This is a genomic window from Rhizobium sp. NZLR11, assembly GCF_019685115.1.
In the GTDB taxonomy this organism is placed as follows: Bacteria; Pseudomonadota; Alphaproteobacteria; order Rhizobiales; family Rhizobiaceae; genus Rhizobium.
On sequence record NZ_JABDWD010000022.1, the window covers coordinates 1 to 25,965 of the forward strand.

Annotated in this window: 26 protein-coding genes; 14 read left to right on the forward strand and 12 right to left on the reverse strand. The window is 59.8% G+C overall.

All coding sequences use genetic code 11. From position 1 onward, the window contains the following. Positions 1-537: 537 nt before the first annotated feature. Both HJB83_RS28035 and HJB83_RS28040 read right to left on the reverse strand, forming a co-directional pair. Positions 538-849: a hypothetical protein gene (locus HJB83_RS28035; RefSeq protein ID WP_207584062.1), complete on the reverse strand. Its 312-nt coding sequence runs from the start codon at positions 847-849 to the stop codon at positions 538-540. A gap of 207 nt (positions 850-1,056) precedes the next feature. Next, entirely contained in the window at positions 1,057-1,503 is a 447-nt protein-coding gene (locus tag HJB83_RS28040; RefSeq protein WP_207584063.1) for a DUF3597 domain-containing protein, read from the reverse strand. A gap of 602 nt (positions 1,504-2,105) precedes the next feature. Between HJB83_RS28040 and HJB83_RS28045 the strand changes: the two genes are divergently transcribed. Next, positions 2,106-2,720: a hypothetical protein gene (locus HJB83_RS28045; RefSeq protein WP_221133036.1), complete on the forward strand. Its 615-nt coding sequence runs from the start codon at positions 2,106-2,108 to the stop codon at positions 2,718-2,720. A gap of 62 nt (positions 2,721-2,782) precedes the next feature. Here the strand turns inward: HJB83_RS28045 and HJB83_RS28050 are convergent, their stop codons facing one another. The 4 genes from HJB83_RS28050 to HJB83_RS28065 form a co-directional block, all read right to left on the reverse strand. Then, positions 2,783-3,556 (reverse strand): amino acid ABC transporter ATP-binding protein, encoded by a 774-nt coding sequence (locus tag HJB83_RS28050; RefSeq protein WP_003579010.1) that lies wholly within the window; start codon positions 3,554-3,556, stop codon positions 2,783-2,785. 18 nt (positions 3,557-3,574) lie between these two features. Next, positions 3,575-4,729 (reverse strand): amino acid ABC transporter permease, encoded by a 1,155-nt coding sequence (locus HJB83_RS28055; protein ID WP_221117284.1) that lies wholly within the window; start codon positions 4,727-4,729, stop codon positions 3,575-3,577. Between the two features lies 1 nt (position 4,730). After that, positions 4,731-5,933 (reverse strand): amino acid ABC transporter permease, encoded by a 1,203-nt coding sequence (locus tag HJB83_RS28060; RefSeq protein WP_221117283.1) that lies wholly within the window; start codon positions 5,931-5,933, stop codon positions 4,731-4,733. Between the two features lie 102 nt (positions 5,934-6,035). Further along, a complete protein-coding gene (locus HJB83_RS28065) occupies positions 6,036-7,061 on the reverse strand; it encodes an amino acid ABC transporter substrate-binding protein (protein WP_207584067.1) in 1,026 nt (341 codons plus the stop codon). Positions 7,062-7,418: 357 nt separating this feature from the next. Between HJB83_RS28065 and HJB83_RS28070 the strand changes: the two genes are divergently transcribed. Beyond that, positions 7,419-8,609, forward strand: coding sequence for a cystathionine beta-lyase (locus tag HJB83_RS28070; RefSeq protein ID WP_221133037.1), 1,191 nt, complete (start codon positions 7,419-7,421; stop codon positions 8,607-8,609). A 33-nt stretch (positions 8,610-8,642) separates the two neighbouring features. Here HJB83_RS28070 and HJB83_RS28075 read toward each other — a convergent pair whose 3' ends face one another. Continuing rightward, on the reverse strand, positions 8,643-9,797 hold the full coding sequence (locus HJB83_RS28075; RefSeq protein ID WP_221133038.1) for an FAD-dependent monooxygenase: 1,155 nt from the start codon (positions 9,795-9,797) through the stop codon (positions 8,643-8,645). Positions 9,798-9,820: 23 nt separating this feature from the next. After that, positions 9,821-10,066 carry a zinc-finger domain-containing protein gene (locus HJB83_RS28080; protein WP_207584070.1) on the reverse strand — a complete coding sequence of 82 codons (246 nt, stop codon included), beginning with the start codon at positions 10,064-10,066 and terminating at the stop codon, positions 9,821-9,823. A gap of 158 nt (positions 10,067-10,224) precedes the next feature. Between HJB83_RS28080 and HJB83_RS28085 the strand changes: the two genes are divergently transcribed. From HJB83_RS28085 to clpA, 6 genes are all read left to right on the forward strand, one after another. Further along, entirely contained in the window at positions 10,225-11,010 is a 786-nt protein-coding gene (locus tag HJB83_RS28085; protein WP_221133039.1) for an alpha/beta fold hydrolase, read from the forward strand. 152 nt (positions 11,011-11,162) lie between these two features. After that, complete coding sequence (gene cysE, locus HJB83_RS28090) at positions 11,163-11,996, forward strand: serine O-acetyltransferase (protein ID WP_207584072.1); 834 nt, start codon at positions 11,163-11,165, stop codon at positions 11,994-11,996. 141 nt (positions 11,997-12,137) lie between these two features. After that, positions 12,138-12,341, forward strand: a complete 204-nt coding sequence (locus tag HJB83_RS28095) for a DUF3126 family protein (RefSeq protein ID WP_207584073.1) — start codon at positions 12,138-12,140, stop codon at positions 12,339-12,341. A gap of 273 nt (positions 12,342-12,614) precedes the next feature. Next, a complete protein-coding gene (locus tag HJB83_RS28100; protein ID WP_207584074.1) occupies positions 12,615-12,986 on the forward strand; it encodes a phasin family protein in 372 nt (123 codons plus the stop codon). Between the two features lie 291 nt (positions 12,987-13,277). Next, complete coding sequence (clpS, locus tag HJB83_RS28105) at positions 13,278-13,628, forward strand: ATP-dependent Clp protease adapter ClpS (protein ID WP_221133040.1); 351 nt, start codon at positions 13,278-13,280, stop codon at positions 13,626-13,628. A gap of 10 nt (positions 13,629-13,638) precedes the next feature. Then, positions 13,639-16,131 carry an ATP-dependent Clp protease ATP-binding subunit ClpA gene (gene clpA, locus HJB83_RS28110; protein WP_207584075.1) on the forward strand — a complete coding sequence of 831 codons (2,493 nt, stop codon included), beginning with the start codon at positions 13,639-13,641 and terminating at the stop codon, positions 16,129-16,131. Between the two features lie 91 nt (positions 16,132-16,222). Here clpA and HJB83_RS28115 read toward each other — a convergent pair whose 3' ends face one another. The 4 genes from HJB83_RS28115 to HJB83_RS28130 form a co-directional block, all read right to left on the reverse strand. Beyond that, positions 16,223-16,648 carry an HIT family protein gene (locus HJB83_RS28115; protein WP_207584076.1) on the reverse strand — a complete coding sequence of 142 codons (426 nt, stop codon included), beginning with the start codon at positions 16,646-16,648 and terminating at the stop codon, positions 16,223-16,225. Between the two features lie 113 nt (positions 16,649-16,761). After that, positions 16,762-17,952 carry a GNAT family N-acetyltransferase gene (locus HJB83_RS28120; RefSeq protein WP_207584077.1) on the reverse strand — a complete coding sequence of 397 codons (1,191 nt, stop codon included), beginning with the start codon at positions 17,950-17,952 and terminating at the stop codon, positions 16,762-16,764. Positions 17,953-18,030: 78 nt separating this feature from the next. Continuing rightward, the gene (locus HJB83_RS28125) at positions 18,031-18,750 is read right to left on the reverse strand and encodes a glycerophosphodiester phosphodiesterase (protein WP_207584078.1); all 720 of its coding nucleotides are present in this window, start codon (positions 18,748-18,750) and stop codon (positions 18,031-18,033) included. Continuing rightward, positions 18,747-19,217, reverse strand: a complete 471-nt coding sequence (locus HJB83_RS28130) for a RidA family protein (RefSeq protein WP_221133041.1) — start codon at positions 19,215-19,217, stop codon at positions 18,747-18,749. The genes HJB83_RS28125 and HJB83_RS28130 overlap by 4 nt, the downstream gene beginning before the upstream one ends. A 136-nt stretch (positions 19,218-19,353) precedes the next feature. On the opposite strand from HJB83_RS28130, the gene HJB83_RS28135 reads away from it, so the two are divergent. The 6 genes from HJB83_RS28135 (at position 19,354) to rpsB (ending at position 25,772) form a co-directional block, all read left to right on the forward strand. Next, positions 19,354-20,190: a cell envelope integrity EipB family protein gene (locus tag HJB83_RS28135; RefSeq protein WP_207584080.1), complete on the forward strand. Its 837-nt coding sequence runs from the start codon at positions 19,354-19,356 to the stop codon at positions 20,188-20,190. Positions 20,191-20,391: 201 nt separating this feature from the next. Continuing rightward, positions 20,392-21,468 carry a toxic anion resistance protein gene (locus tag HJB83_RS28140; RefSeq protein ID WP_221133042.1) on the forward strand — a complete coding sequence of 359 codons (1,077 nt, stop codon included), beginning with the start codon at positions 20,392-20,394 and terminating at the stop codon, positions 21,466-21,468. Positions 21,469-21,482: 14 nt separating this feature from the next. Beyond that, on the forward strand, positions 21,483-23,051 hold the full coding sequence (locus HJB83_RS28145) for a substrate-binding domain-containing protein (protein WP_221133058.1): 1,569 nt from the start codon (positions 21,483-21,485) through the stop codon (positions 23,049-23,051). 7 nt (positions 23,052-23,058) lie between these two features. Further along, positions 23,059-23,676 (forward strand): 5-bromo-4-chloroindolyl phosphate hydrolysis family protein, encoded by a 618-nt coding sequence (locus tag HJB83_RS28150; RefSeq protein WP_221117276.1) that lies wholly within the window; start codon positions 23,059-23,061, stop codon positions 23,674-23,676. After that, complete coding sequence (locus tag HJB83_RS28155) at positions 23,676-24,782, forward strand: substrate-binding domain-containing protein (RefSeq protein WP_207584083.1); 1,107 nt, start codon at positions 23,676-23,678, stop codon at positions 24,780-24,782. The genes HJB83_RS28150 and HJB83_RS28155 overlap by 1 nt, the downstream gene beginning before the upstream one ends. Positions 24,783-25,004: 222 nt before the next feature. Next, complete coding sequence (rpsB, locus tag HJB83_RS28160; protein ID WP_003539287.1) at positions 25,005-25,772, forward strand: 30S ribosomal protein S2; 768 nt, start codon at positions 25,005-25,007, stop codon at positions 25,770-25,772. The last annotated feature ends 193 nt before the right edge of the window (positions 25,773-25,965 follow it).

A 25,965-nucleotide genomic window follows, 5' to 3' on the forward strand; every position in this document is an offset into this window, starting at 1 on the left:
CAGCCTCCTGCTCACGCAGCACACCGATGATCTGCTCTTCTGTAAATCTCTGCTTCTTCATTCGTCCGTCCTTCGTAAGGCCGGACTCTAATCAATTCTGGAAGAAATTCGCAGTGGCAGGTCAGCATCACCCGGTCAATTGCTCGCCACTCAACCCATTGCCGAAGCGGCTGGCACGAGAGGGATCCGGGTGCGAGACCTCGGAACGGTGGCGCTTAGACCGGTGGCGGGGAAGTCCCTCTCTATATAATCGAGCTTGCTCCGTCGGCCGACCCGGCTTGGATCAATCCGGTGTGCAAGATCCATGCAGCATATTCATTTTATATAAGGGCCGCCCCGCAGGGTCCCTGGTTTGCTCGCCGCGTTGTAAAGAAGCATATCGACGGTCGCAGCAAACCTATGAGTTGCCCCTCGCGGCAGCGGCTCGATCTGGAAACTCATCGGATTTGTGGGCAGGCGTAGTCGATAAGACCCCCGCAATACGGTGGGGTTTATACCTTTGAATTTCTATCGCGGATCTGCGCTGCTCGGATCTTCTCAGCGATCCAAGAAATGCTCGAAGTAAACATGGGGAATGGGGTAAGCGTAGACGCCTCTATCGACGAAGCCGTGCCTGTAGAGGCAGTTTCTGAGCGCTGCGTTGTAAGGCAGGCTTTGTGGATCCGGCGAGCCGCGCCGCCATGAGCCTGCCTCCGGCACGCACCACCGAAGCACCTTGTCGTAGCGAGCCAGCAGGACCGGGTCGGTATCGACGCGAATGCCGCTGTAGGATTGATAGTTTGAAGGAGATTCCGCGGCAGAAATAAAACTCAAGCTAAGCGCAACGCCAACGACCGCCATCAATCTCATTGGATTTCATTCTCCCCTGATCGATAATCGAAGTAATCGAGAAGAACGTTATTGGTTCCAATGCCTTCGGGCAAGGGGACTCATCGGCGGTTGGCCCCGGCTTGCCGACGCTCCAAGAACAGGTGAGCATCCATCGCCAAGCGCCGGCGGTCGGATAGCCGCCGCCGCAACGTGGCGGCAGCTATCGGTCACTGATCAATCGAGGGATCAATCCAGGAGATCGGCCGGTACTTTGCCGCCATTTTCCGAAAGCCGCTTCATCAGCGCCTTGTGCAGCCACATATTCATTTTTGCGGAATCACCGCTGTCGCCGGTATAGCCAAGTTCGGTGGCAAGTTCCTTGCGCTCGGCCAGGCTTGCATCCATCCCGACGGCTTTCATCAAATCCACGATCGAGTGGCGCCAATCGAGTTTCTGGCCGCTCTTTTTCACGGCCGCATCGAGGATAGGGACGATATCGACTGTGGCTGTGGCGGGGGCTGTGGTTGAAGCCGGCTTGCTCTGAGCGGGAGAGGCGGCAGGTGCCGGACTGGGCGCTGCCGACGGCGAGACAGGAGCCTGCGCGGGCTGCGTCTTTGGCGCGCTTGATGCAACGGGTTCGGCTGCTTTCGCTTCTCCGAAGATTGCATGTTTGATCTTGTCGAAAATGCCCATTCTTGAACCTCCAGTTCCATTAGATGAGAACATGCTGAAACATGGACTTCCTGCCTGATATATCCAGACGGAAGCGAGTTATTTTTCGTCGCCTCAATCAATGGTGGAGAGTCCAGTTCTAAAGCGCGTCGCGATCTTTCGGATTCGCTGCTTGCGCTCTAGCTCTTTGTTTTTACGTATATCGTTGCCGCAAAACCGCTGCACACTTTTGCGCGACATGCTTTAAAGTGCAGCCGATCTGCAAAAGGCTGCGGATGAATCAATCGCCGCCAATCGCATCGAGAGCCGAGCTTTGCTTGCCGGCTCTGAAGGTTCCTTACGCAGCCGGGAAGGAAATACTCGGCCGTCGCTCTAGTCACGGCAAGACATGTTCGCTTTCGGCACAGTCGGGGTTGGTAATTCGTATTTCAATAACCGTGAAAGATCATTGCACGCCGCCGAGCCGACTTGCCGCGCCCTGTCGTGAAACATTCGTCATCCCTTCACGTTGCCTTGCCATGGATGTCCTGCAGGTTGCAGGCGTCCAGACGATCGAAGGTACGCGCGTTCCTCGATTTTCGGTTGCCGGGCAGATCGCTCGGCGAATGGAAACGGAGGAAAACATGACCCATAACCACAATAGACTATCCCTGGCGGTGCTTGCATCCACCTGCGCCCTGCTTGCCATGCCGGCAAGCGATGCACACGCTATCGACGTCGGCGTATCGGTGAATGCAGGCAATGCCGTCAGCGCCGACGTCGGGGCATCGCTTGGCGGCGGCAGCGGCGTCAGTGCCGATGCCAATGCTTCCGTCGGCGGTTCGAGGGGCGTCAATGCCGATGCGACCGCCAATGTCGGCAGCCGTAATGGTCTCGATGCGACCGCCAATGCCAGGCTCGGCGGCGGGCGCGGCGTCAATGCCGATCTCAATGCACGCATCGGCGGTTCCGATGGGCTTGATACCGAGACCACCGCCTCGGTCAGGCGCAGCCGCGGCGTTGATGCCGATCTTGCCGTCGGCAGGGCAGGCGGCAGCAACAGGTCCGCAGCTGGGGAGACCCTCAGTGCATCGCAGGCCCGCACTCTGGAGGCCTTCCTGGCAAGACCGGTCAATGAACAGCGCAAGATGCTGGTCCGTTGCGCTGATATTTCCTCCCCGGGCGGCGTTGCTTCAGGCGGCTCTGATTCCGGTCTTGCCGGCCTCTGTAGCCTGCTGCAGGCGTCAGCCTCGCGCTGAACGTGAAAGACCCGCCAAACCGAAAGGCGAGGCGGGTCTTTGAAAAGTCTCAGCGCCTAAGCTTAATGCAGGATCTGGCTGAGGAACAGTTTGGTGCGTTCGTGCTGCGGATTGTCGAAGAACTCGGCCGGCGAATTCTGCTCGACGATCTGGCCCTGGTCCATGAAGATGACGCGGTTGGCGACCTGGCGGGCAAAGCCCATTTCATGGGTCACGCAGAGCATGGTCATGCCTTCCTCGGCAAGACCCACCATGGTGTCGAGCACTTCCTTGATCATTTCAGGATCGAGCGCCGAGGTCGGCTCGTCGAACAGCATGATCTTCGGGTTCATGCACAGCGACCTGGCGATCGCCACGCGCTGTTGCTGGCCGCCGGAAAGCTGTCCCGGATACTTGTTGGCCTGCTCGGGGATCTTGACGCGCTTCAGAAAGTGCATGGCGACCTCTTCCGCCTGCTTCTTCGGCATTTTGCGCACCCAGATCGGCGCCAAAGTGCAGTTTTCGAGGATCGTCAGGTGCGGGAAGAGGTTGAAGTGCTGGAACACCATGCCGACTTCGCGCCTGACCTCGTCGATCTTTTTCAGGTCGTTGGTGAGTTCTGTGCCGTCGACGATAATGCGGCCCTTCTGATGCTCTTCCAGGCGGTTGATGCAGCGGATCATCGTCGACTTGCCGGAACCCGACGGGCCGGCGATGACGATGCGCTCGCCGCGCATGACCTTGAGGTTGATGTCGCGCAGCACGTGGAAATCGCCGTACCACTTGTTCATATTGACGATATCGACCGCCACTTCCGTTGCGGAAACGGTGAGCTTTTTCGCTGGAGCTTCAGCCATGACTATTTTCCCTCATTCTTATCGTTTGTGGCCGGTATCGAGATGGCGTTCCATGAAGCCTGAATAGCGCGACATGCCGAAGCAGAACAGCCAGAAGACGAAGCCCGCGAAGATCAGACCCGTGATCGGCGTGACGGCGCTCGCCCAGTTGGCATCGGAGAAGTTCTGCTTGACGATACCGAGCAGATCGAACATGCCGATAATGGTGACCAGCGAAGTGTCTTTGAACGTTCCGATGAAGGTGTTCACGATGCTCGGGATCACCAGCTTGATGGCCTGCGGCATGATGATCAGCCGGGTCTTTTGCCAATAGCCGAGGCCAAGCGAATCTGCGCCTTCGAACTGTCCCTTGGGGATCGCCTGAAGGCCGCCGCGGATCACTTCCGCCATATAGGCAGACGTGAAAATTGAAACGCCGATCACCGCCCGCAGGAGTTTGTCCACGTTCCAGCCGGTTGGAAGGAAAAGCGGCAACATCACGCTTGCCATGAACAGAACGGTGATCAGCGGAACGCCTCGAATGACCTCGATGAAAGTAACGCAGAGCATGCGGATGACGGGCATCTTCGAGCGGCGTCCCAGCGCAAGCAGAATGCCGCAGGGTAAGGAAACGGCAATACCGACAAAGGACAGGACGAGCGTGACCATCAACCCGCCCCAGAGCGGAGTCTCCACCACTTCGAGGCCGTACCCCCCGTGAAGAAGCCAGAAGGCGATGATCGGCAGGGCGGCGAACAGAAGAATGGCGTTCAGGCCCTTGCGCGGTGCCGAAGGGATAAGCATCGGAACAAGAAGCAGAATGAAGAGGATCCCGACGATCGCCGGCCTCCAACGCTCACTGAGCGGATAGCGGCCGAAGATAAACTGGTCGTACTTGGCGCTGATGAAGGCCCAGCATGCGCCACTCCAGCCGTCAGGCTGGATGCCGCCCTGGACCGTCGTCGCGCAGAATGTGCGGTCCGGCCCGGACCATACGGCCTGGATGAACAGCCAGTTGACGAGATGCGGCACGGCCCATGCGATCAGCGCAAGAGCCAGGATCGTCAGGACCACGTCCTTCGGGGTAGCAAGGAGATTACGGCGTATCCAGGCGCCGGCCCCCCTTTCTCCGCGCGGAGGCGGCTCGGCGGCCAGGATTGACGTTCTGACGAAGGGTTTATCGGTGATCGACATTTTATCTCTCCACCAGTGCCATCTTGGCATTGAACCAATTCATGAACAGCGACGTGAGAATGCTCAAGCTGAGATAGACGATAGCCCAGATGCAAACGATCTCGATCGCTTGACCGCTCTGGTTGAGGATCGTGCCGCCGACGGCAACAAGATCCGAAAAGCCGATCGCGATGGCGAGTGAGGAGTTCTTGGTCAGGTTCAAATACTGGCTGGTCAGCGGCGGGATGATGATACGCAGTGCCTGCGGTACCACGACAAGTCTCGTCACGCTCGATGGATGCAGCCCCAGCGCGCCGGCTGCCTCGGATTGCCCCTTCGGAACGCCGCGAATGCCGCCGCGAACGATCTCGGCAATGAACGAGGCGGTATAAAAGGACAGAGCGAGAAACAGCGACATGAATTCGGGGCCGACGACGGAGCCGCCCGTCAGGTTGAACTTTCCAGCGACGGGAAAGTCGAAGCTTAGCGGAAAACCTGAGACAACGAAGACCAGCAATGGCAAGCCGACGATCAGCGCGATCGACACCCATACCGTGTGGAACGGCTGGCCGGTTGCCGCCTGGCGCTTATGAGCCCAGCGCGCCATGACGATGGCGACAACAATCCCGATCACCAGGGCGATCCCGACCGCAATCATGCCTGTCTCGAAGATGGGCTTCGGGAAGGCTAGTCCTCTGTTATTGAGGAACATGCTGAATGGCAGACCCACCGACTCGCGCGGCTGTGGCAAGACCGAGAGAACGCCAAGATACCAGAAAAAGATGACGAGCAGCGGCGGAATGTTGCGGAAGATTTCGACATAGACCGTGCAGAGCTTGGCAATCAGCCAGTTGTGCGACAGCCGGCCGATCCCGATCAGGAAGCCAATGATGGTCGCCGTGAATATGCCGGTCACCGCCACCAGCAAGGTATTCAGAATGCCGACGACAAGTGCGCGCGCATAGGTCGAGTCGCTCGAAAAGCTGATCAGCGACTGGCCGATTTCGAAACCGGCGCGACCGCGAAGAAAGCCGAAGCCCGATGCTGTATTGCTGCGGGCAAGGTTTACGGCCGTGTTGTGGGCCACCCACCACACAAACGCCACGAGGACAACGATTGTCAGAACCTGGAAAAATATGCTCCGGTATTTCGGGTCGTACATTGCCGACCGGAAAGTCCAGCCGGTGCCATGCAAAGGTGTCGTATCCACAGCCCCATGCGTCATGCCGCGCCAATCCCCTTGTGCCCGTTTTCGGGCTTTCTTTTTGCTTTTTGGAAGATGGGAGGGCGGCTTGGCCGCCATCCCGGATTTTATGCCAGAGTTCGATTAACGAACCGGCGGCGCGTACTGGATGCCGCCCTTGTTCCAGAGAGCATTCAAACCGCGTGCGATCTTGAGCGGGCTACCCTGGCCGATGTTGCGCTCGAAGATTTCGCCATAGTTGCCGACGCCCTTGATGACGTTGTAGGCCCACTCATTGGTCAGGCCGAGATCGGTGCCGATCTTGGTATCGGCCTCGCTGCCGAGAAAGCGCTTGATGTCAGGGTTCGGCGAATTCTTCATCTCGTCGACATTTGCCTGGGTGATGCCGAACTCTTCGGCATTGATCAGCGCATAAGCCGTCCAGGAAACGATATCGAACCACTGATCGTCGCCCTGACGGACGGCCGGGCCAAGCGGCTCCTTCGAGATGATCTCAGGAAGAATGACATGTTCGTCGGGATTCTTCAGCGTCAGACGCAATGAATAGAGACCGGATTGGTCGGTCGTGTAAACGTCGCAACGACCGGAGTCGTAAGCCGCGTTGACCTCAGGAAGATTTTCGAAGACGACCGGATTGTACTGCAGATTGTTCGTCTTGAAGTAATCGGCGAGGTTCAGTTCCGTGGTCGTGCCCGACTGCACGCAGATTGCGGCGCCGGAAAGTTCCAGCGCCGACTTCACGTTCAGGCTCTTGCGCACCATGAAGCCCTGACCGTCATAATAGGTGACAGGACGGAAATTGAAGCCGAGCGCTGTGTCGCGATTGATCGTCCAGGTCGTATTGCGCGAGAGAACGTCGATTTCGCCGGACTGCAGAGCCGTGAAGCGCTCCTTCGCATTTGTCGGCGTGTACTTGACCTTGGTGGGGTCGCCGAAGACGGCCGAAGCGACGGCCTTGCAGAAGTCGACGTCGAAGCCAGCCCAATTGCCGGAAGCGTCAGGTGCGGCAAAGCCGGTAAGGCCGGTATTGACACCGCACTGAACGAAACCCTTAGCCTTTACATCGGTGAGTGTCGTGGCCGAGGCAGCCGAGGCGCCAAGAGCGAAAACTGCTGCGCCGAGAGCGGCGGACAGAAGCTTGTTCTTCATTTTTCCCAACCTTTTCCGTTGTCTTATATTTTCTTGTGGGGGAGTTCCGGCGGAAAAACCTGCCGCCCCCATTGTCTCGACACCCTCCCGGCGCGAGTGCCCTATCACAGTCGCAAATGTCACCATGGTCAAGTGTCGCCATCAATAATTGCGGCAAAATTCGGAATTTTGGCAGATTGCGCCGCATTCGCGGGCGATTGACTATGAAATAGGCGTCCGGTTGCGGAAAAATAACGCGAAATTCGGAAAATCCATCATTCCCGAGGGCGCCCGCAACCGGTCGTCTAGGGGTTGACCGGACACGGCGGGGCGTCCAAAAGTCTGGTTTCGTGCCCCTCGCCAAAGGCTATTTACGAGATGAAAGACAAAGACAGCTTGCTGCAGAATGCCGGCATCAACACCCGACTGACCCATATCGGCAACGACCCCTTCGACTATCACGGCTTCGTCAATCCGCCGGTCGTGCACGCCTCGACAGTGTTGTTCCCGAATGCGCGGACGATGGAGACGCGCGCGCAGAAATATACCTACGGAACGCGCGGCACCCCGACGACGGACGCGCTCTGCGAAGCGATCGACGCACTCGAAGGCTCGGCCGGCACGATCCTCGTTCCCTCGGGTCTTGCGGCCGTCACCATTCCGTTCCTGGGTTTCGTCGCTGCCGGCGACCATGCGCTCGTCGTCGATTCGGTCTACGGACCGACGCGCCATTTCTGCGACACGATGTTGAAGCGTCTTGGCGTCGAGGTGGAATATTACGATCCGGCGATCGGCGCCGGCATCGAGGGCCTGTTCCGGCCGAACACCAAGCTCGTTCACACCGAAGCTCCCGGCTCCAACACCTTTGAGATGCAGGATATTCCGGCAATCTCGGCGGTTGCGCACCGCCACGGCGCCGTCGTCATGATGGACAATACCTGGGCGACGCCGCTCTATTTCCGACCGCTCGATCATGGCGTCGACATCTCAATCCACGCATCGACGAAATATCCGTCCGGCCATTCCGATATCCTGCTCGGAACGGTGTCGGCCAATGCCGAACACTGGGAGCGGCTGAAGGAAGCAAACGGTGTGCTCGGCATCTGCGGCGCACCCGATGACGCCTACCAGATTCTGCGCGGATTGCGTACCATGGGCCTGCGCCTCGAGCGGCACTATGAAAGCGCGCTTGATATTGCAGAATGGCTGGAGGGCAGGGAGGACGTCGCCCGCGTGCTGCATCCGGCCCTGCCGAGCTTTCCCTCTCACCATCTCTGGAAGCGCGATTTCAAGGGCGCCAGCGGCATCTTTTCCTTCGTGCTTGCCGCGGATGGTCCCGAGAAATCTAGAGCAAAAGCGCATGCCTTCCTCGATGCGCTGAGGATTTTCGGCCTCGGCTATTCCTGGGGCGGCTATGAGAGCCTCGCTTTGCACGCCTATCTCAACGACCGCACGGTCGCCAAGGCTCCGACCGACGGTGCGGTCATCCGCCTGCAGATCGGCATCGAGGATGTGGTTGACCTCAAGGCTGATATCGAACGGGGCTTTGCGGCGGCAAGCGCGGTTTGAGCGATACCGGGCGCTGGCCCGGCTTGCGGCGTTTTATGGTAGGCCCAGAGCGCGATAGCCGTAGATCCAGTCGAGATCCGCCGCCAGGCTTTGCGGCGGCTTGAGGCCGAGCACGAGATCGCGGCCGATCCGGATCGGCCCTTTCGCATGATAGGCAAACCGGTTGAAGGCGCCGCGCTGGCGAAGCTTGGCAATGCGTGGCGCTCGATGTCTTTCGAAGAGCAATAGGGCCTCCGCCACCGGACGGTTGGAAAGAAATGCGGCAAGTTCGTAGGCGTCTTCGATCGCCATGGCCGCTCCCTGTGCGGCAAACGGCATCATCGCATGCGCGGCGTCGCCGATCAGCACAGTCTTGCGGCCATCCTGCCACGCACCAGCGCTGGTCTCGAACAGCGGCCAGAAGGTCAGCGTCCGGTGTTGTTCGAGCAGCGAGACGATCGCGGCGTTCCAGCCGGAAAAGCGGCTCCTGAGCTGGGCACGCTGCTCGGCCGTCGGTTCGCTTTGCCAGGCCTGCGGTGCGCTATTGCCGGCGGTGATCGCCACCATGTTGAAGCTGCCGGTCTCCCTTAAGGGGTAACAGACGAGATGCGCCGAACCGCCGAGAAACGCCGAAACGCTTGTCCGGTCGAGGAAACCGGGCGCCGCATCCTCGGCAATGGTAAAGCGGTAGGCGATATTGCCGGAAAAGTGCGGTGAGGGGCTGCCCTGAACGGATTGCCGGAGCTTCGACCAGACGCCGTCGGCGCCGATGACGACATCGGCGTCGCGCTCGAAAGGCGGCAGCGTCGCGTCCATCCGGACGCCGAGGTGAAGCCGGCAGAGCGGATCGGCCTCGACCGCAGCGAGAAGCGCTTTCTGCAATGTGCTGCGATGCAGGACACCATAGGGAGCGCCCCAGCGTTGCCGCACGAATTTGCCTGCTGGCACAGCTGCGAGCTGGCGCAGCGAACTGCCGGATATTAGCCGGATTGCCTCAGGCTCGAGCCAGGCCTTTGACAGCCCTTCAAGGATACCGAGTTCGGCAAGGATGCGGGAGGCGTTCGGCGAAACCTGCAATCCGGCGCCGATGTCGGCAAGTTCGCCTGCCTGCTCGAAGATGTCAGAGCTGATGTCCCGGCGCGAAAGCGAAAGCGCAGCGGTCAGCCCTGATATCCCGGCGCCGATGATGGCAGCATGTTCGACCGGCATTATCCGTCCGATCCGTCCGGCGGTTAGGCCGCCTTCACGTGGAAAACGCAGCCGGCCGGATTGGTCTGGCTGGACTTGAGCGCGGAATTGAAGCGATAGAGAGTCGAGCAGTAGGAACAGACCTTCTCGTTATCGTCACCCATGTCGATGAAGATATGCGGATGGTCGAACGGGGCCGAAGCGCCGGTGCACATGAATTCCTTGACGCCGACTTCGATAACCCGGTGACCGCCGTCGTTCTGGAAGTGGGGAATGTTGTGACCGGCCATATCGCTCTCCGAATGCTTTGAAATGTGCGCGGACCTTATAAGCCTTCGCCGCAAATGTGTAGAGCCAAAGCGCCGCGCCAGGCACAGTTTTTGGCCACAGTTTTTGGCTTCACGATGAAAGATCGCTCGACTATGGTCGCGCCAAAAAGGAAGACCTGATGAACCTGAATACGCCTGTATTTTCAAGCTTCACCCATGACGGATTGCAGCTCGCCTTCTTTGATGAGGGCGATCCGGCCGGCGAGCCTGTTCTGTTGATCCACGGTTTTGCTTCGACGGCAAACGTCAACTGGGTGCATCCGGGCTGGCTGAAGACGCTTGGCGATGCCGGCTATCGGGTGATCGCCATCGACAATCGCGGCCACGGCGCAAGCGACAAACCGCACGATTCCGAAGCCTATCGCCCCTGGGTGATGGCCGGCGATGCGATCGCGCTGCTGGACCATCTCGGCATGCCGCAAGCCAATGTCATGGGCTATTCGATGGGCGCGCGCATTTCCGTCTTTGCCGCCCTTGCCAATCCGCATCGCGTCCGTTCACTGGTGCTCGGCGGCCTCGGCATCGGCATGACCGACGGCGTCGGCGACTGGGACCCCATCGCCGACGCGCTGCTGGCTCCCTCGCTGGAAGACGTGACGCATGGCCGCGGCCGCATGTTCCGCGCCTTCGCCGACCAGACGAAAAGTGACCGCGTCGCTCTCGCCGACTGCATCCGCGGCTCGCGCGATCTCGTTGCCCGCTCGGATATCGCCGGGCTCGACGTGCCGACGCTGATCGGCGTCGGCACCAGGGATGATATCGCCGGCTCGCCGCAGGAATTGGCGGCGCTGATGCCGAATGCCGAAGCGCTCGATATTCCGGGCCGCGATCATATGCTCGCCGTCGGCGACAGGGTTTTCAAGCAGGCGGTGTTGGCCTTCTACGCGAGGGTTGCCAGAGGGTGATATTGCCGGTGACATCGGCGCTGACATCATCGTGATGCCGAAAAACCATGCTAAAAAACCATGGCGACGGCACCCATTTATGTTATTGGCGTTTTCCCCTATATATTGGCATTCCGAAAATGGCATTCCGGCTGGCAACGAGGAGAGCGGCGATGGTCGCAAAGACTGACATTCGAGCTTTTGAGACAGGCCAACCGTTGAAGGTGATGGACCCCATCTGGGATAACCTGCGCGAGGAAGCCCGGCTCGCCGCCGAACGAGACCCGGTTCTTGCCGCCTTCCTCTACGCGACGGTGATCAACCATCGTTCGCTCGAGGAATGCGCCATCCATCGCATCTGCGAACGTCTCGATCATCCCGACATACAGGCGACCCTGCTTCGCCAGACCTTCGAGGAAATGCTCCTCGACTGGCCGGAGTGGAGCACCATTCTGCGTGTCGATATCCAGGCCATCTACGACCGCGATCCCGCGTGCCTCCGCTTCATGGAAGCAGTGCTCTATTTCAAGGGCTTCCATGCGCTGCAGACACACCGTCTCGCGCATTGGCTGCTGAACCGCGGCCGTCGTGATTTCGCGCTCTATCTGCAGAGCCGCTCCTCCAGCGTCTTCCAGACCGACATCAATCCGGCCGCTCGTATCGGCAAGGGCATTTTCCTCGATCACGCCACCGGCCTCGTCGTCGGCGAGACGGCGGTTATCGGCGACAACGTCTCGATCTTGCATGGCGTCACGCTCGGCGGCACCGGCAAAGAGGGCGCCGACCGCCATCCGAAGATCGGCAGCGGCGTCATGATCGGTGCTGGCGCAAAGATCCTCGGCAATATCGAGATCGGCTTCTGCTCACGCGTTGCCGCCGGCTCCGTCGTATTGAAGGCAGTTCCGCCCAAAAAGACAGTCGCCGGCGTGCCGGCCAAGGTCGTCGGCGAAGCCGGTTGTTCCGAGCCGTCGCGCAACATGGACCAGGTGATAGGCGCCGATATCTGAGCGGCCGCCGGAGAAAAGGATCGGGTAAAATCGGCGGAAACCGTGCGGGGACAGAAATTGCCATGTGGCAACCTTGCCTTTACACCGCTGCTTTTCCTGTGCAAGAAGCGGCCAATCAAGACCGTTTACGGAGATGACAGAGTGAAGCCTGAAGAAATCAAGAAGCTCGACGCCTATTTCAAACGCACGCTCAACCCGCAGGTCGCCGTCAAGGCGCGTCCGCGCAAGGATGATTCTGCGGAGGTCTATCTCGGCGAAGAATTTCTAGGCCTCGTCTATATCGATGACGAGGACGGCGATCGCTCCTACAACTTTTCGATGGCGATCCTCGACGTCGATCTCTGATCGTGTTCGAATGCGTTCAAAGGACCGAACGGCGCGATCCGTTCGGTCCTTTTTGTTTTTTGGCTGCCGAGCCAAAATTAATTTTAAAGCTTCCGGTTGCAGTGATCTGATATATATTAGCAAAATCAGTTAAAGACGTACGTGCCCCGGCGCGCATCCTTTGTTTTATTATTGCCACACAACTCATGGGAGTGCTGCAGCGCACAAGACTACTTGACTATTTGTGCGTTGCAGCTACCCTGCCGCCATCCCACAGCCTAATGGAGGACGGTCATGTTCAACTTTGACGATGCAAACAGGAAGAGCAAGGAAGCCGTCGATACGGCGCTGAAAACCTATTCCGACACCACCAGGGGCTTCCAGGCGATTGCCGCCGAGGCCACGGACTATTCGAAGAAATCCTTTCAGGACGCGGTGACGCATTTCGAAACCCTGGCTGGCGTCAAGAGCTTCGAGGCCGCTTTCGAACTGCAGAGCAACTACGTCAAGGCATATTTCGAAGGCTTCGTCTCCGAGACAACGAAGCTCAGCGAGATGTATGCCGATCTGGCCAAATCCGCTTACAAGCCCTATGAAGCGCCTGTAGCCGCTGCCGTCGCCAAGACCACCAAGCCGGCGCCGATTTCGACGCCTGCTGCCGCCTGAACTGATTCTGCAGGCGCAACCTGCGCTACATATTGAAAAATGAGGACCGGCTACGCATCTGTAGCCGGTCTTTTTGTTTCCACTTTCGCCGCAACGCCTCCATGGGATCGGCCGGGGACTTTTTTGGTCTTTCCCGTGCATGCCGGCCATTTCTTGATTGCAGTGACTGACAGGGGGCTTAAAATCGGCCTATTATGAACTAAGTTAGTGTTTCAGATATTCGGCGGGAAAAGCACCCTCCCATGCTCCGCCGGATTGCTTGAGGCCGGATTGCTTGAGGAATGAATGACAATGATCGCAAAGCCGATCCGGATGCAGAATGACGGCGAAAGGAACGGGGAGAACGGAAATCGAACCTCGGTCATCACACGCACCAAGCCGAAGACCAAGAAGCCCAATCTCTACCGCGTGCTGCTTTTGAATGATGACTACACTCCCATGGAATTCGTCATCCACATTCTGGAGCGTTTTTTTCAAAAGGATCGTGAAAGTGCCACCCGCATTATGCTCCATGTCCACAACCACGGCGTCGGCGAATGCGGAATATTCACATACGAGGTAGCGGAAACGAAGGTCAACCAGGTGATGGACTTCGCCCGGCAGCACCAGCATCCGCTGCAATGCGTCATGGAAAAGAAGTGAGGATCTGAACGTGCCAACATTTTCGCCTAGCTTAGAGAAGGCGCTCCATCAGGCACTGACCTTTGCCAATGAGCGGCACCACGAATATGCGACGCTTGAGCATCTGCTGCTCGCCCTGATCGACGATGCCGATGCGGCCGCGGTCATGGGAGCCTGCAATGTCGATCTCGACGCGCTGCGCAAAACGCTCGTCGAATATGTCGATAATGAACTTTCCAATCTGATCACCGGTTATGACGAGGATTCGAAGCCGACCTCCGGCTTCCAGCGTGTCATCCAGCGTGCCGTCATCCACGTGCAATCGTCCGGCCGCGAAGAAGTGACCGGCGCCAATGTGCTCGTTGCGATCTTCGCCGAGCGCGAAAGCCATGCCGCCTATTTCCTGCAGGAGCAGGAGATGACCCGCTACGATGCCGTCAACTATATCTCGCACGGTATCGGAAAGCGCCCGGGTGCTTCGGACGCTCGCCCCCCGCGCGGCGCCGAGGACGAAGCCGAAAGCAGCAAGCCGACGGCCCGCGGCGGCGAGGAAGAGGGCGGCCCCAAGAAGCAGCAGGATGCGCTCAAGGCCTATTGCGTCAATCTCAACGAGAAAGCCAAGGGCGGCAAGATCGACCCGCTGATCGGCCGTCACGCCGAGGTGAGCCGCACCATCCAGATCCTGTGCCGCCGTTCGAAGAATAATCCGCTCTACGTCGGTGATCCCGGCGTCGGCAAGACGGCGATCGCCGAAGGGCTTGCCAAGCGCATCGTCGAAGGCAAGGTTCCGGAAGCGCTGGCCGACGCGACGATTTTCTCGCTCGACATGGGCACGCTGCTCGCCGGCACGCGCTACCGCGGCGATTTCGAGGAGCGCCTGAAGCAGGTCGTCAAGGAACTGGAAGAATATCCGGGTGCCGTGCTCTTCATCGATGAGATTCACACGGTGATCGGCGCCGGCGCCACCTCGGGGGGCGCGATGGATGCATCGAACCTTCTGAAGCCGGCTCTGTCGTCGGGCGCGATCCGTTGCATCGGCTCGACCACCTACAAGGAATATCGCCAGTTCTTCGAGAAGGACCGGGCGCTGGTTCGCAGATTCCAGAAAATCGACGTCAGCGAGCCGTCGATCGAAGATGCGATCGAGATCATGAAGGGCCTCAAGCCCTATTTCGAAGAGTATCACCACCTGCGCTATTCGAACGATGCCATCAAGTCGGCCGTCGAACTTTCGGCCCGCTATATCTCCGACCGCAAGTTGCCGGATAAGGCAATCGACGTCATCGACGAAACCGGTGCGGCCCAGATGCTGCTGCCGCCGTCAAAGCGCCGCAAGCTGATCACCGAAAAGGAGATCGAGGCGACGGTCGCCACGATGGCGCGCATTCCGCCGAAGACCGTCTCCAAAGACGACGAAGCGGTGCTCGCCAATCTCGAGAAGGAACTGCGTTCGGTCGTCTATGGTCAGGATATCGCGATCGAAGCCCTTTCGACCTCGATCAAGCTCGCCCGTGCCGGCCTGCGTGAGCCGAACAAGCCGATAGGTGCTTATGTCTTCTCCGGTCCGACCGGCGTCGGCAAGACCGAGGTGGCAAAGCAGCTGGCATCGTCGCTCGGTGTCGAGCTTCTGCGCTTCGACATGTCGGAATATATGGAGCGGCACACGGTGTCGCGTCTGCTCGGAGCGCCTCCCGGCTATGTCGGCTTCGACCAGGGCGGCCTTCTGACCGACGGCGTCGACCAGCACCCGCATTGTGTGGTGTTGCTCGACGAAATCGAGAAGGCGCATCCCGACATCTACAATATCCTGCTGCAGGTCATGGACCACGGTACGCTGACCGACCATAACGGCAAGAAGATCGACTTCCGTAACGTCATCCTGATCATGACGACGAATGCGGGCGCCTCGGAAATGGCCAAGGCGGCGATCGGATTTGGCTCGTCCAAGCGCACCGGCGAGGACGAGGAGGCGCTGACCCGCCTGTTCACGCCGGAGTTCCGCAACCGTCTCGACGCGATCATTCCTTTCGCGGCGCTGCCGACGGCTGTGATCCACAAGGTCGTACAGAAGTTCATCATGCAGCTGGAGGCCCAGCTTTCCGAAAGGAACGTCACCTTCGACCTGCATGAGGATGCGATCGCCTGGCTTTCGGAAAAGGGTTACGACGAGAAGATGGGCGCCCGCCCGCTTGCCCGCGTCATCCAGGACACCATCAAGAAGCCGCTGGCCAACGAGATCCTCTTCGGCAAGCTGAAGAAGGGTGGCGTCGTCAACGTCACCGTCGGCCCGAAGGAAGACGGCAAGCCGGGCATCGTGCTGGAAGCCATACCGGAGACGGCGCCGATCAAGCCGAAGCCGGAGGCTGAAGTCACCCATCCCGAAGCCGACGACCACGGTGATGGCGAACTGAAGACGAAGGCCGCCCCCAAGACCCGCGCCAAGGCGGTCCCACAGGCCGAGCCTGAGGTCCGCGATGCGCCCAAGAAGGGCAGCGCGGTTCCGAAGGTTCCACGCAAGAAGTGAGCTTTCGTCATTGAATTGGAAAAGGCCGCGTCATCCGCGGCCTTTTTCGGTTTATGCTCTTTCCTCTGCCTCGCGTCGGCAAGGGTCGATGTCAGGCCAGTGCCGCCCTGATCTTTTCGGCATTGGCGGCAAGCACGGCGCCATCCTCCATCTTACCGGAATGCGGCTTGAGTGCTGCGCCCTCGTGGCGCGGGATGATGTGGAAATGCAGATGAAACACCGTTTGCCCGGCCGCCGGTTCATTGAACTGGGCGATGAACACGCCGTCGGCGTCGAAGACCTCCTTGACCGCTTTGGCGATCTTCTGAACGACGGTAATCGCATGGGAGAGGGTGGCTGGATCGGCATCGAGAATATTGCGCGACGCTGCCTTCGGCACGACGAGCACATGGCCCGGCGCCTGCGGCATCACATCCATAAAAGCGACCGTATGCTGGTCCTCATAGATACGGTGCGAGGGGATTTCGCCGCGCAGGATCTTGGCGAAGATATTTTTGTCGTCATAGACGCTGGTCATTGCGAAATCTCCTCATGTCCTCAAGCTTTTTGTTTTGCATGTCGTTATCCCGTAACCGCTGCACACTTCCGGGCGACATGCCGTGATCGGGTAACGCGGCCGGCGAGGCAGCGTCAATCCTCCTGCTGCCGCTCGCCCTTGCGGAATGGGCTGTGCTCACTCAGCAGCTCGCTCATCTGTTCGACATCGGCGCGCTCGCGGGCGAGATAGTCGCCGATCGCCCGGCGAAGCCCGGCATGAGCGACATAATGAGCGGAATGTGTCGTCACCGGCAGGTAACCGCGGGCGAGCTTGTGTTCGCCCTGGGCTCCGGCTTCGACCCGTTTCAGCCCTTTCGAAAGCGCGAAGTCGATCGCCTGATGATAGCAGACTTCGAAATGCAGGAAGGGATGCTCCTCGATGCAGCCCCAGTGACGGCCATAGAGCGTATCGCCGCCGATGAAGTTGATCGCGCCGGCGATATAGCGCCCGTTGCGTTTGGCCATGACCAGCAGGATGTCGTCGGCCATGCGCTCGCCGATCAGCGAATAGAATTTGCGGGTGAGGTAGGGCCGGCCCCATTTGCGGCCACCGGTATCCATATAGAATTTGAAGAACTGGTCCCAGATGCGTTCCGTCAGATCGCGGCCGGTCAGCCAGTCGATGCTGATGCCGTTTTCGAGGGCGGCGCGGCGCTCCTTGCGCAACGCCTTGCGTTTGCGCGAAGCCAGCGTTTCGAGAAACTCCTCGTGATTGGCGTAGCCCTCATTGATGAAATGGAACTGCTGGTCGGTGCGGTGCAGATAGCCGTCCATCTCGAAGACGCCGATCTCCTCATCCGGCACGAAGGTGATATGGGCCGAGGAGACGCCGAGCCGGCGCACGACCTCCTTCAGGCTTTCGGCGATCGCGCTCTGGACAGGCAGTCGCTGCAGTCCCTCGGCGACAAGCAGACGCGGGCCTGTCGCAGGGGTGAACGGAATGGAGCACTGAAGTTTGGGATAATACCGTCCGCCGGCCCGCTCGAAGGCATCGGCCCAGCCATGATCGAAGACATATTCCCCCTGGCTGTGGTTCTTCAGGTAGCCGGGCAGGGCGCCGATCAGTTCGCCGCCATCAGTCTCGAGCAGCAGGTGATGACCGAGCCAACCGGTCTCGGCGCTGGCCGAACCGGACTCTTCCAGTGAGGACAAAAAGGCGTGGGAGACGAAGGGGTTATAGGCAAGCGTCGGGCAAGTCTTCGACGCCCCGGAAAGCCTGGACCAGCTTTCCGGGGAAATCGCGGTGAAGGAGCGTTCTACGCGAATGGATAGTTCATCGGTCATGGGGCAGATACGAAGCCTGTGGGAAAATAGTCTCGGCTCTGTCTCAATCTGCGCATGATCGTGGCCAAAAAGCGAGCGTCAAACTGCCACACGCGGGTCGAAGCCTTCGAAGGTCATCTGATCAGCGTTTGCGAATGTACGCCGGCGCGCCTCTTGGTCACGCACCGTCCAGGTGATGACAGGCATACCCTTTTCGCGTTCACCGGTGATGAACGCATTCGGCAGATCGTCATAATAGTAGGAGATGAAATCGAGACCGATCTCCATCGCCTTCGCATGCGCCTCGAATTCCTCCGGCGTGTTGCCATTGGCCGTCAGCCCAAGCGGGTAGACTGCGTCAAGCGTCTTCAGATCGCGCAGCAGCCAGTGGTCGAAGCTCATCAGCGCCACCTTGCCCTCATAATCCTGAAGCACTTCGAGGACGGCTTCGGCGAAACCCTCATCGTCCGCCTCGCGGCCCTTGAGCTCCAGCACTAGCGGCACTTTGCTTTGGACGAGATCGAGGAGCTGGCGCAGCGTCGGCACCTTGTCGGCCGTGCCGCCGACGGCGATCAGCCCGAGTTCCCTGGAGGTGCGCTCGCGGATGTCGCCGGTGAGATTGCAAAGCCGCTGCAGGTCCTCGTCGTGAAAGACGACCGGCACGCCGTCGGAGGCGTAATGCAGGTCGCATTCGATCGCAAAGCCCGCTTCGACGGCGCGCGAGAAGGCCGAAAGCGTATTTTCCCAAACGAGTTTGTTGAGATCGTGATAGCCGCGATGAGCGACCGGCAGGTCCCTGATCCAGGCAGCATTGGTCATTCTGCGATTTCCATGATAGCATCGATCTCGACAGCGGCATTGAGCGGCAGGGCGGCCATGCCGACGGCGGCACGCGCATGTTTGCCGGCCTCGCCGAGCACGCCGGCAATCAGGTTAGAAGCACCGTTGATGACGAGATGCTGCTCGACGAAATCGGGCGCCGAAGCGACGAAGCCGTTCAGCTTGATGACCCGCAGGATACGGCCGAGATCACCGTCAAGTGCCGCCTTCGCCTGCGCAAGGATGTTGATGGCGCAGAGTTCGGCGCCGCGCTGCCCCGCGGCAACGTCAACGGTCTTGCCGAGATGGCCCGAAACGGCGATCTTGCCGCCTTCGAGAGGCAGCTGACCGGAGATGTAGAGAAGATTGCCGCTGATGACATAGGAAACGTAATTTGCAGCAGGTGCTGCGGCTTCGGGCAGGGTTATCCCCATCTCAGTCAGGCGCTTTGCAATTTCATCGGACATTTTCGGCTCCGCTTTTGTTGTCAATTCTTCAAAAATTATGCATCAAGACTAGAATCTTTAATATGACAGGTTCGAGCCTCGATTTGGCCGAAAGCGTTCTTATAACATCGCGACCGAGTCCAACAGGAGTTAATGAATGTTCCGATCGAGTCTTGTCGCTCTGCTTCTCGCCAGTGTTTCCGCCAATGCATGGGCGGCTGCGCCCGCGGTAAGCGCTGCGATCGCGACCGGCCTCGTCGCACATCGCGCCGTCTACGATCTGGAATTGAAGGACGCCTCGGACCGCTCTGGCATCGCCGGCATGTACGGTCGCATGGTTTATGAGTTCGACGGCAGCTATTGCCAGGGCTTCACCACCAATTTCCGCTTCGTGACGCAGATCGACACCGGCGACAGCGTCCGCGTCAGCGACCAGCAGACCAAGACCTTTGAAAACCTCAAGGACGGCCAGTTTACCTTCGACACCAAATCCTTCACCGACGAACAGCTCGACAAGGAGGTCAACGGTGCGGCTCAGGATCAGCCGGATGGCGTCAAGGTCGATCTCAAGCAGCCGTCGAGCCGCGAGCTCCAGCTTGCTGAAAGCCGCTTTCCCACCGAACATATGCTCGACGTGATCCAGAACGCCAAGGACGGCAAGCGCTTCTTCGAGGCCCGCGTTTTCGACGGCTCGGATGACGGCGACAAGTCGCTGGTGACGACGACGATCGTCGGCAAGCAGGAGACCCCTGTTGCCGAGGAGGCCGACGCCGGCAATGCCGGCGCCTTCTCCAAGACCGCCTTCTGGCCGGTGACGATTGCCTATTTCAACGAGAATGCGAAATCCGATGCTTTGCCGGTCTACCGCATGTCCTTCAAGCTCTATGAGAACGGCATCACCCGCGACCTGACGATGGATTACGGCGATTTCGTCCTGACCGGCAAGCTCGCCAAGCTGGAGCTGCTCGACCGCAAGGCCGAGGCGTGCAAGTAAGCCTGCAGGTTTTTCGACTGTCATAAAACTGTATCATAAAGTTCATTATGGTGCGGCGACCAGCGATGATTGAGTCGCCATCTGTCGTCCTGCTCTTCCGGTCGGTGCGATCCTAGCGGCCAATTTCTCGTGATGAGGCCTGTTCATTGCGAAAATGGGCCTCCAGACGATTACCTGCCGCAAGCCTGGAAAGCCCGACCGATGGCCGATACCGATCTAGCGACTGTTCACAACGCCGCCCTGCCGGTTGCCGCCGCCGATCCGGCGGAAATTGCCCGCATTTCCGACAGCATCAATATGACCGATCGCGCCGGCATCTCCGTCTATGGCGACCGCGCCCAGCAGACGGTCAGCGATTATGCCGACCGAATCGTGCGCGAGGTCCGCAACAAGGATCTCGGTGAGATCGGTCGCCTGCTAAGTGACATCATCCTCAAGTCCAAGGGCCTCGACCCGGCATCGTTGAAGGATAAGGGGTTCCTCAGCCGCATATTCCTCTCCGCACAGGCCCGGCTCGAACGGTTCAAGGCGGAATTCGAGGACGTGGCCGGTCAGATCGACCGGATCGGCCTCGAACTCGACCGTCACAAGGATACGCTGCGGCGCGACATCGCGCTGCTCGACGACCTGCATGAAGAAACCAGGCAGTCGATCATGCGGCTCGAGGCCTATGTCCAGGCTGGCAAAGCTTTTGCAGAGCGCTTTCGCAGCGTCGAGCTGCCGAGGCTGAAGGCTGAAGCCGAGGCGGCCGCGACTGGCCCCGGCGGTGGCATGCTGGAAGCGCAGACCTATCAGGACAGCTTGCAGGCGCTCGACCGGCTGGAGAAGCGGGTTTTCTACCTCCAGCAGGCGCGTCAGCTCGGCATTCAGCAACTGCCGCAGATCCGCATCGTCCAGGCGGGCGACGAGACGCTGATCGAGAACCTGCAGGCGACCTCGGCGCTGACGGTGCCGGCCTGGAAACAGAAGATGGTGATCCTGCTCGGGCTGACGCGGCAGAAATCGGCGCTTGAGCTGCAGAAGGCGGTGACCGACGCCACCAACGACATGATCCGCCAGGCCTCCGAGATGATGAAGGACCAGGCGATCGCCATAGAGCAGCAATCGCAACGCGGTATCGTCGATATCGATACGCTCGCCAAGGCGAACAGGGATTTGATCGACACGATATCGGGCGTGCTGCAGGTTCAGGAGGAGGGGCGCCGGAAACGGGCGCAGGCCGAGCAGCAGATGGAGCAGATGACGATCGAACTCAAGACGGCGATGACCAAGGCGTGATCGACAGGACGACGATGCGAGCACTGCTTTCAGGCCTGGCGCTTCTTGCCGCTCTGACTCTTGCCGGCTGCAATCCCTTCGCTCAGGGACCGAATTTCTCGATCGTCTCGGGATCGGAGAATACCGTTCTGCAGCCGATCGTCGAGGAATTCTGCAAGCAGAAGAATGCGACCTGCACCTTCAAATATGAAGGCACGCTCGATATCGGCCTGGCGCTGCAGAGCGACCAGGGCGTCGAGCAGGATGCGGTGTGGCCGGCCTCCAGTGTCTGGGTCGACATGTTCGACACCAGGCGCCGCGTCAAGAGCCTCACCTCGATCGTCCAGACGCCGGTGGTATTGGGCGTGCGCAGGTCGAAGGCCGAGCAGCTCGGCTGGATCGGCAGGGATGTGTTCATGAAGGACATTCTCGCCGCCGTCGAAAACGGATCGCTGAAATTCCTGATGACATCGGCGACGCAATCCAACTCCGGCGCCAGCGCCTATCTTGCCATGCTGTCGAGCGCACTCGGCAACAAGCCGGTGATCGAACCCGGCGATCTCGACGACAGAGCAGTCCAGGAGAGCGTCCGCTCGCTGCTTTCAGGTGTCGTGCGCTCGTCCGGCTCGTCCGGCTGGCTTGCCGATCTCTACGTCGCATCCGCCGGCAAGGGCACGATCTACGACGCTATGTGGAACTACGAAGCGGTGCTGAAGGAAACCAACGACAAGCTTGCCGCCTTGTCGCAGGAACCGCTTTACGCGATCTATCCGGCCGACGGCGTTGCCATGGCGGATTCGCCGATCGGTTTCGTCGATCATGGCCGCGGGCCGGAAGTCCAGACCTTCTTCAACGATCTGCTCGCCTATCTCGGCTCTGCTCCCGTACAGCAGCGCATCGCCGATACTGGCCGGCGCATTCCGCTGACCGGCGTCGCCGCAAAGCCGGAACCAGGCTGGAATTTCGATCCGACCCGGCTGGTGACCGCGATCCGCATGCCTGAGCCTGGTGTCATCCGCCAGGCGCTCACCCTTTATCAGGCAGCACTGCGCAAGCCGTCCCTGACCGCGCTCTGCCTCGATTTTTCCGGCTCGATGCAGGGCGACGGCGAGGACCAGTTGCAGAAGGCGATGCGTTTCCTGTTGACACCTGAAGAAGCGAGCAAGGTGCTGGTGCAATGGTCGCCCGCCGACCAGATCATCGTCATTCCCTTCGACGGCAGCGTGCGCAACACCTTCATGGCAAGCGGAAACCCGCTGGAGCAGCAAGGGCTGCTGAATGAGATTTCCCGGCAGAAGGCGGATGGCGGCACGAACATGTATGCCTGCGCCGAACGGGCCCTGCAGCAGATCGCCAGAACCGACAAGCTCTCGACGTATCTGCCGGCGATCGTCATCATGACCGACGGCAGGTCCGACGATCAAAGCCGGGCCTTCATGAGCGAATGGATCGCGATGGAGCCGCACGTGCCGATCTTCGGCATCACCTTCGGCGACGCCGATAAAACCCAGCTCGACAGCCTTGCCAGGCAGACGTCGGCGCGCGTGTTCGACGGTGGTTCGGACCTCGCCACCGCCTTCCGCACCGCACGCGGCTATAATTAGGACCGGCATGCGCAACTGGCTCGGCAATGATGGCAACTGGATCGTGGCGGGATTGGCGGCGGCAATCACCGTGCCACTGCTCAGTTTCATCGCCGGCATGCCATTCTGGATCGCCGCCATCATCGCCCTTCTGCTGTTTGCCGGCCTCGTCATTCTTCTGGCGCCGCGCCGGCTGTTCGAAGGCCTCGATATCAAGAGCATCGGCAGCGGCCGCGTCGCCTTTGCCCGCGACCTGCTGGAGGCCGCGATTCCCTTTGCCCAGAGGCTGGAGACCGCCGCCGACGCGATAGGCGATCGAAAGACGGCAACCGCCGTCCGGCATCTTGCCGAAATCGCCGCCGATGTCTTTCGCAAGGTCGAGGCCAAGCCCGAAAGCGCCAATGCCGTGCGGCGATTCCTCTCCTATTATCTGCCGCGCGCTGCCGAGGTGGCGGAAGGTTCTGCAGTCATCGAGGCTAAACGTGTTCCCGACCCCAAGCAGCTGGAGGAGGTCCGTGCCGTGTTGGTCAAGCTCGAAGAGGCCTTCGTCCATTATGCCGACAGCCTGATCGATGAGGCGCTGCATACACTCGACACCGATCTGCGCCTCATTCAGGCTTCGCTCAAAGAGGATATCGGACGTTGATGGCTCTTTCTCGCCGCGCTTTTGGAGTGGGATTGCTCGGAGCCGGCATCGTCGGCACCGGCGGTTATTTCGCCGTCAAGGACCGGCCCGAACTGCAGGGCCTGCTCGGCACCCGCACGACGCTGTTCGGCTTCGTCGGCGGCGAGAAGGAGGCATTCCTCTCCGACCCCGACGTCATCAGGGCGCTCGGCGGATACGGCTTGACGGTGGACAGCCGCGTCGCCGGCTCGGTCGAGATGGTTCGTGAACAGGCGTTGCTGTCGCAGCATCCGCAATTCCTCTGGCCGTCCTCTTCGATCATGGTCGATATCGCCAGGCAGAACGGCATCGGTATCCGCAACGACCGCGTTGTGCTGAACACACCGATCGTCGTCTATTCCTGGCAGCCCGTGGTCGATGGGTTGATCAAAGCGGGATTGGTCACGGTGACGAACGAAGGCCATCATCAGCTCGATCTCAAGGCGCTGCTCGACGCAATCCTCGCCGGCGTCGACTGGTCGAAACTCGGCGTCAATTCTCTTTACGGCCGCGCCCGCATCGTCTCGACCGATCCCAACCGCTCCAATTCCGGCTTCATGTTCGCAGGCCTCGTGCTCAGCCTTTTCAGCGGCAATGTCGCGACATCTGGCGATCTTGCCGCTTTCGGCGGCAAGGTGCAGGCGATCTTCCGCAACATGGGCTTCAAGTCACCGTCGTCAGGCAAACTTTTCGATCAGTATCTCGCAGGCGGCCTCGGCGGCGAGCCGATGATCGTCGGTTATGAGAACCAGCTGGTAGAATGGATTCTTGCCGATCCCGCGCGCTGGGAGCGCATCAAGGCAAGCGCGGGCGCAAAGCCGGTGGTGCTCTATCCGCGTCCGACCGTCTATTCGGCGCATCCGCTGATTGTCGTCGATGAGAACGCCAACCGGCTGATCGAAGCGCTGGTGAGCCCGAAGCTGCAGGAACTTGCCTGGACGGGACACGGCTTCCGCGGCCCCCTTGGGACCGCCACCGGTAACGCCGACAGCGCAATCGGCAGCCTGCTGCCGGCCGAGATCGATGCCATCCTGCCGATGCCCGACGCCGGCGTCATGCTGTCGTTACTGCCGACGCTGGCAAGCTGACCGGCTGCTTTCGCAGGAGCAGAGGTCCCGGGACCGGGCGCACAAACCGGGATTTTTCGGCGTAAGCCTTGCTTTTGCGACAAAACGAATGTATGGGCACCGCATTCCACACGTAAGGCATGGGATTGTCCGGGAGAAATCCGGATCGTTCCGCCCGGTGGCATCTTCGAAGAGGATGCTGTTCGCCTTGCGGAGGTTCAACCGGAAAAGGATAACAAAGGCATGGCATTGCCCGATTTTTCTATGCGCCAGCTTCTCGAAGCAGGCGTCCACTTCGGCCACCAGACGCACCGCTGGAACCCGAAGATGAAGCCGTATATCTTCGGCGATCGTAATAACATCCACATCATCGACCTGGCTCAGACCGTTCCGATGCTGTCGCGCGCCCTGCAGGTCGTCAGCGACACCGTTGCCCGCGGCGGTCGCGTTCTCTTCGTCGGCACCAAGCGCCAGGCGTCTGAGATCATCGCCGACAGCGCCAAGCGTTCGGCCCAGTACTACGTCAACTCGCGTTGGCTCGGCGGCATGATGACGAACTGGAAGACGATCTCCAATTCGATTCAGCGCCTGCGCAAGCTCGATGAGATCCTGAACGGCGAAGCCCAGGGCTTCACCAAGAAGGAACGTCTGAACCTCGAGCGCGAGCGTGAAAAGCTCGACAAGGCCCTCGGCGGCATCCGCGATATGGGCGGCACGCCCGACCTGATGTTCATCATCGACACCAACAAGGAAAAGATCGCGATCGACGAAGCCAAGCGCCTCGGCATCCCGGTCGTTGCCATCATCGATTCGAACTGCGACCCGGACCTGATCGACTATCCGATTCCGGGTAACGACGACGCATCGCGCGCTATCGCTCTCTATTGCGAGCTGATCTCCCGCGCTGCCATCGACGGCATTGCCCGTCAGCAGGGCTCTTCCGGCCGTGATCTCGGCGCGTCCTCAGAAGTTCCGGTCGAGCCGGCTCTCGAGGAAGCAGCCGAAGGCTGATGAAAGCGGGCGGATCGGAAGGTCCGCCAAAGCTTGCATGACTGGAAAGGCCGCTCGCGACTCATCGAAGTTCGGCGGCCTTGCCTGTTTCAGGGCGAGGGCATCAGGCTCTTTGCCAGATAAGTTTCGGTATGACGCGTCTTCATCACGCTGTCATACATACAGGTACATTTCGTGCCTCAATCCGGTGCCG

Bases quoted from the DNA above. Each gene is read 5' to 3' on its own strand.
- HJB83_RS28035 (WP_207584062.1), bottom strand. From the start codon at position 849: ATGAGATTGATGGCGGTCGTTGGCGTTGCGCTTAGCTTGAGTTTTATT.
- HJB83_RS28040 (WP_207584063.1), bottom strand. From the start codon at position 1,503: ATGGGCATTTTCGACAAGATCAAACATGCAATCTTCGGAGAAGCGAAA.
- HJB83_RS28045 (WP_221133036.1), top strand. From the start codon at position 2,106: ATGACCCATAACCACAATAGACTATCCCTGGCGGTGCTTGCATCCACC.
- HJB83_RS28050 (WP_003579010.1), bottom strand. From the start codon at position 3,556: ATGGCTGAAGCTCCAGCGAAAAAGCTCACCGTTTCCGCAACGGAAGTG.
- HJB83_RS28055 (WP_221117284.1), bottom strand. From the start codon at position 4,729: ATGTCGATCACCGATAAACCCTTCGTCAGAACGTCAATCCTGGCCGCC.
- HJB83_RS28060 (WP_221117283.1), bottom strand. From the start codon at position 5,933: ATGACGCATGGGGCTGTGGATACGACACCTTTGCATGGCACCGGCTGG.
- HJB83_RS28065 (WP_207584067.1), bottom strand. From the start codon at position 7,061: ATGAAGAACAAGCTTCTGTCCGCCGCTCTCGGCGCAGCAGTTTTCGCT.
- HJB83_RS28070 (WP_221133037.1), top strand. From the start codon at position 7,419: ATGAAAGACAAAGACAGCTTGCTGCAGAATGCCGGCATCAACACCCGA.
- HJB83_RS28075 (WP_221133038.1), bottom strand. From the start codon at position 9,797: ATGCCGGTCGAACATGCTGCCATCATCGGCGCCGGGATATCAGGGCTG.
- HJB83_RS28080 (WP_207584070.1), bottom strand. From the start codon at position 10,066: ATGGCCGGTCACAACATTCCCCACTTCCAGAACGACGGCGGTCACCGG.
- HJB83_RS28085 (WP_221133039.1), top strand. From the start codon at position 10,225: ATGAACCTGAATACGCCTGTATTTTCAAGCTTCACCCATGACGGATTG.
- cysE (WP_207584072.1), top strand. From the start codon at position 11,163: ATGGTCGCAAAGACTGACATTCGAGCTTTTGAGACAGGCCAACCGTTG.
- HJB83_RS28100 (WP_207584074.1), top strand. From the start codon at position 12,615: ATGTTCAACTTTGACGATGCAAACAGGAAGAGCAAGGAAGCCGTCGAT.
- clpS (WP_221133040.1), top strand. From the start codon at position 13,278: ATGATCGCAAAGCCGATCCGGATGCAGAATGACGGCGAAAGGAACGGG.
- HJB83_RS28115 (WP_207584076.1), bottom strand. From the start codon at position 16,648: ATGACCAGCGTCTATGACGACAAAAATATCTTCGCCAAGATCCTGCGC.
- HJB83_RS28120 (WP_207584077.1), bottom strand. From the start codon at position 17,952: ATGACCGATGAACTATCCATTCGCGTAGAACGCTCCTTCACCGCGATT.
- HJB83_RS28125 (WP_207584078.1), bottom strand. From the start codon at position 18,750: ATGACCAATGCTGCCTGGATCAGGGACCTGCCGGTCGCTCATCGCGGC.
- HJB83_RS28130 (WP_221133041.1), bottom strand. From the start codon at position 19,217: ATGTCCGATGAAATTGCAAAGCGCCTGACTGAGATGGGGATAACCCTG.
- HJB83_RS28135 (WP_207584080.1), top strand. From the start codon at position 19,354: ATGTTCCGATCGAGTCTTGTCGCTCTGCTTCTCGCCAGTGTTTCCGCC.
- HJB83_RS28140 (WP_221133042.1), top strand. From the start codon at position 20,392: ATGGCCGATACCGATCTAGCGACTGTTCACAACGCCGCCCTGCCGGTT.
- HJB83_RS28145 (WP_221133058.1), top strand. From the start codon at position 21,483: ATGCGAGCACTGCTTTCAGGCCTGGCGCTTCTTGCCGCTCTGACTCTT.
- HJB83_RS28150 (WP_221117276.1), top strand. From the start codon at position 23,059: ATGCGCAACTGGCTCGGCAATGATGGCAACTGGATCGTGGCGGGATTG.
- HJB83_RS28155 (WP_207584083.1), top strand. From the start codon at position 23,676: ATGGCTCTTTCTCGCCGCGCTTTTGGAGTGGGATTGCTCGGAGCCGGC.
- rpsB (WP_003539287.1), top strand. From the start codon at position 25,005: ATGGCATTGCCCGATTTTTCTATGCGCCAGCTTCTCGAAGCAGGCGTC.